The sequence below is a fragment of the Succinimonas sp. genome (assembly GCF_045225735.1).
Taxonomy (GTDB): Bacteria; Pseudomonadota; Gammaproteobacteria; order Enterobacterales; family Succinivibrionaceae; genus Succinimonas.
This window is the reverse complement of sequence record NZ_JBGVBR010000072.1, coordinates 1-3,390: the sequence shown is the minus strand read 5'-3', so window position 1 is coordinate 3,390 and position 3,390 is coordinate 1. Positions and strand designations below refer to the sequence as shown.

Sequence of the window (3,390 nt, the reverse complement as noted above, 5' to 3'; positions counted from 1 at the left end):
AGATTGGCAAAATACCTGTGAAAGTAATAATCATTTTGTTGATCCAATGCAGTCCGGTAAATATGAGGAGCTTTTTGTGAAATTTATTTATAAGAATTTCAATGTCGATTATAAGAAAGGCGAAGTCCCTTTCGCTCTGACACAAGATGTGTTTCTTCAGTTGTTTGAGAATTTAAAATCAGAGCAGTTTAAATTTAAAAATGATTTTGGAATGTTTTTGATGAATCTTTATCATGAAAAATTATTGAGTTTAATGACTTCCTTGTGAAATAAGATCTGGTACTATACAACTGTAATTTGAAGTAAGAAGCTTTAATCAGATATCTTCAGTTATATTATTCTTACTTCTCTGACTGGTTGTCATTTAACCCATACGTCAAGTAAGCTGTCGGTATGATGTTGATGCCGGAAAGCAAAAACGTCGTGGATCGACACATCGGTGATTTATCCTGTCCCTGGTGTATAATTACCCTCGGGAAGCGATTTCCTGTTTGATTTAGTACAGAGGTAAGCACTGGTCATGCAGCTATACGAGCTTTACATGGATGCCCGGATGTTCCCCCGGCCACTGAAGGATCCCGGCCTTAGATACGGCGGAGATTACAGCGGGCTTTTTGCGGAAATTCTGGGAAGATTTCAGGGGACAGAACCGGAGAATGATGCTGATTCTCCGGTGCCGGATAATGCTCCGGATAAAACAGATGGCGGAGAACAAAAGAGTCCGGCGGAGCAGGGTTTCCGCTCCGGGGAGAACAGCAACGCTGAGAAATCTCCGGAAACATCCCCCGAGAACTCCATAAGCGATCTTTACATGATTAAGCTCTATTCCCGTCGCTTTACGGAGCTTCTGACCGGTACATCCAGTTCAAACAGTTCAAATGATGATGTCAGGGGTCCGGACGAGAAATCGGCTTCTGAAGTCCGGGAACAGGATCCCGCTCCGGCTCCTGAGGCTCAGGAGAATACGGCGGCAGATCCTGAGGCCCATCAGGATAACAATCCGGTGTCTGCGCCTGAGCCTGAGTCTTCTTCCCCTGAGCCTTCCCCTGACTCTGATTCTTCGGAGGACAATCCCGCTTTTCAGCAGGTGGCCGCCTTCCTGTCCGGCACTTTGGAAATGACCCGGGAGGATCGGGGCCGGGAAGCAGTCTTTACCGGAGTCTGCCGGAAGGGGGCTTTTATCGAGCTTCTGGCATTCAGCAGGGATACCGGAGAACCTCTTTTAATTGCGCAGCTCTATCCCCGTCTTTCCAAAGTCCTGCGCTGGCCCCTGGGAAATCAGCATTCCGTCTGTTCGGTGGTTTACTCCCTTTATGCCGAGAGCTCCGGGATCGCCAAATTCAGCGAGATCACTGATTTTGCCGCCGCGCGCAACCGTTCCTGCGAGGAAGAACTTCTCCGGAAGGCGGATCTTTCTCTTTTGCCGCAGCTCTCCGCAGGCTCTGAAGCCCGGCTCTCCTATCTTAACCGCTTTATCGCCGTTCCCGAGGTGACCAGCCGGGATCACAAGGCTTTTCAGAAGGCCAAGGCCCGGCTTGAGAAAGAGAATGAAAAAAAATCTTTAAAAGGAAATGCCGGAGACAGCGTCTGGGATCCGGCCTCCGGAACACCCCGGCGGGCAAGGAGGGGCTTCCGTTTCCTCTGGCCGCTGATGCTGGGGATTGCTCTGGGGATGGTTTTGGGGGCTCTGTTCTATACGGGCGTTATTCCCTGGCCGCTATTTTGAAAAACGTCGCGGCGCGAAGGGTGATTCCCGCGCGGCCGGCCGGAGCACGGTAATTCCGGAAATTCCGCCGGCTTTGCGATTAAATGACAAAATTTGTGATACAATACTCACCGCTTCTCATGAGAGTGCCGAATAGGGCAAGACAGCAAGGCATAGAGGGGCGCTTTAATCAGGAGATTTTTAAATGGCAAGAGTAACTGTTGAAGATGCAGTAAGACAGATGGGCAACCGCTTCGATCTGGTGTTAAACGCCGCAAGAAGAGCGCGTCAGATTTCCGTTCATGGCTGTGATCCCCTGGTTGATCCTGAAAATGACAAGCCTACCGTGATCGCTCTTCGCGAAATTGAAGAAGGTCTGATTACCGAAGCTTTCCTGGACACCCAGGATCAGAAGAGGGCTCTCCGCAAGGTTGAGGATGAGATTGTCGAGGTTGAGATGCCGGCGCTTGAAAACACCGCATTATTCGACTGAGAACAGGTTTTGATGATATCGGGAGCCAGACTAGCAGTCTGGCTTTTGTGTTAGGGGGGATTGTGTTTTTATGGCCAGACTTTCCAAGACTGAACGCCAGCAGAAGATTATCGCGGAACTCCAGGCAACTCCCACGATCCGGGCTTTGGATCTGGCCAAGGATCTGCAGGTTTCCACCGAGACCATCAGACGGGATCTGGAGGAGCTGGAAGCCAAGGGACTCATTAACCGCACCTACGGCGGCGCTTCCCGGCCTCTTTCTCCGGACGGGGATGTGGGACAGCGGGAGCAGCTTTTTGTCCGGGAACGGGAGAATATTGCCCGGGAGGTCTCCAGATTTGTGAATCACGGGGACGTGATCATTATTGCCGGCGGTTCCACCACCCTGCATGTGGCTCGCCGTCTTGCCGCTGAAAAGCATGACCTTCTGGTGGTTACCGATTCCTTTGCCGTGGCCGAAACCGTGGCCACCAACTCCACCATCCGGGTGCAGATGTGCCCCGGCACCTACAACGCCCGGGAACGGTGCGTTTTCGGGACGGATACCATCAATTTCGTGGAAAGGGTTTATGCCAACCATATTATTCTGGGCACCTCCGGTCTGACTAAGGACGGCCTTTGCAGCGCGGATTATGATATCGGCAGCACCTACAGCGCCATTATCAAAAGAGGCAGCGCGGTCACTGTGGTGGCGGATCACAGCAAAATCGCCCAGACCGGGGTGCATACCTTCGCTTCCTGGTCCGAGGTTACCAGACTGGTGACTGATCAGCCCCCTTATGACGAGGAGCTTATCGGTTCCCTGAAGCTCGCCCGGGTGGAGGTGGTGGTAGCTCAGGATATGTGGGGCAACGGCGGCTGATCCCGTTAACCCCGTCTGACGATACCTTAGTAAATCCCGCGCAGGACTGTCATGTTTTTTGAAAAAATCTTTTCCTTCGGCGGCGGCAAACCCGCCGTAACCCCCTACGACAAATCCCGGGAAAAGCCCGTGATCCGCGTGGGCTGCTGCACCGGCGAGAAAATGGCCGGCTTCAAGTCCCTGGATACCGGCAAATTCCGGGAGGTGATGCTGATCCAGTCGGAGAAGGATTTTCAGGAATTTCTGCGGCGCTATGCCGTGGAAGCCCGGGATGTGGATCAGGATGTGCTAGAATTCTGACTCTTGGTTTAACCGGCAGTTTTGAGATCA

The 3,390-nt window shown here is 52.0% G+C and carries 5 protein-coding genes; all 5 read left to right on the top strand.

The window, feature by feature from the left end; genetic code table 11:
* The coding region (locus ACJROR_RS02555; protein ID WP_406545722.1) for a hypothetical protein at positions 1-268 on the top strand (268 nt) is incomplete at its 5' end.
* Between the two features lie 252 nt (positions 269-520).
* Positions 521-1,726: a hypothetical protein gene (locus ACJROR_RS02550; RefSeq protein WP_406545721.1), complete on the top strand. Its 1,206-nt coding sequence runs from the start codon at positions 521-523 to the stop codon at positions 1,724-1,726.
* A gap of 184 nt (positions 1,727-1,910) precedes the next feature.
* Complete coding sequence (gene rpoZ, locus ACJROR_RS02545) at positions 1,911-2,198, top strand: DNA-directed RNA polymerase subunit omega (protein ID WP_406043090.1); 288 nt, start codon at positions 1,911-1,913, stop codon at positions 2,196-2,198.
* 70 nt (positions 2,199-2,268) lie between these two features.
* Entirely contained in the window at positions 2,269-3,060 is a 792-nt protein-coding gene (locus ACJROR_RS02540) for a DeoR/GlpR family DNA-binding transcription regulator (protein WP_406043088.1), read from the top strand.
* 51 nt (positions 3,061-3,111) lie between these two features.
* Positions 3,112-3,360 carry a hypothetical protein gene (locus ACJROR_RS02535; protein WP_406043086.1) on the top strand — a complete coding sequence of 83 codons (249 nt, stop codon included), beginning with the start codon at positions 3,112-3,114 and terminating at the stop codon, positions 3,358-3,360.
* Positions 3,361-3,390: the final 30 nt, after the last annotated feature.

Bases quoted from the DNA above. Each gene is read 5' to 3' on its own strand.
- ACJROR_RS02550 (WP_406545721.1), top strand. From the start codon at position 521: ATGCAGCTATACGAGCTTTACATGGATGCCCGGATGTTCCCCCGGCCA.
- ACJROR_RS02540 (WP_406043088.1), top strand. From the start codon at position 2,269: ATGGCCAGACTTTCCAAGACTGAACGCCAGCAGAAGATTATCGCGGAA.
- ACJROR_RS02535 (WP_406043086.1), top strand. From the start codon at position 3,112: ATGTTTTTTGAAAAAATCTTTTCCTTCGGCGGCGGCAAACCCGCCGTA.
- rpoZ (WP_406043090.1), top strand. From the start codon at position 1,911: ATGGCAAGAGTAACTGTTGAAGATGCAGTAAGACAGATGGGCAACCGC.